1 protein-coding gene is annotated in these 516 nt (G+C 55.8%); it reads left to right on the top strand.

Going from position 1 to position 516, the window contains the following annotated elements:
* Positions 1 to 41: 41 nt before the first annotated feature.
* Positions 42 to 516, top strand: a 475-nt coding sequence (locus tag ACOMA8_RS14705; RefSeq protein ID WP_421371710.1) for a hypothetical protein, incomplete at its 3' end; no start/stop codon positions are given.

The following is a 516-nucleotide window of genomic DNA, read 5'->3' as shown; positions in this document are numbered from 1 at the left end:
CCCAATCAGACCCTCTTCTCCCTCGCTGACGGATTAAAAAAATGCGCCTTTTGCCGCCTTTGGTTTTGACAATGGCCGTTCTTGCAGCTGGTTGCGCTCCCGCGCTCAAGACAACGACGCCTCCTGCCGTTCAGGCCGGAATGCAGTCGGCAGTCTCTGTTTCCGCCAATATGCCTGAGAAAAAGTATCTGCCGAATCAGGCAGGCTACATCGAAGGCACGCGCTATATCTTTATGCAGACTGGCGGCGGCAGCATTCTGTTAGGACCGATTTTTGGCAGCATGAACGTTTCCCGTCTGTCCCAGGAAATGGCCAAGCAATACAAGGACTCGGTCATACAGGTTGATCCGCTGCCAGCCTCGACTGCCGCCTTGGAAGCCGCCGGCATCAAGGCATCTGGAGAAGCCGCGGCTTTCAATCTCAAGCCATTTGTCTTCGTGCAGCGTTGCGACGACGAGAGATTCAGGCTGGCCCTGGTCTTCCATGTCGACAACGCCAACACCAAGTGGACTGGCC

The sequence above is a fragment of the Enterococcus infantis genome, assembly GCF_049166715.1.
In the GTDB taxonomy this organism is placed as follows: domain Bacteria; phylum Bacillota; class Bacilli; order Lactobacillales; family Enterococcaceae; genus Enterococcus_C; species Enterococcus_C leclercqii.
The sequence above is the reverse complement of the archived record's forward strand: the minus strand, read 5'-3'. Positions and strand labels throughout refer to the sequence as shown.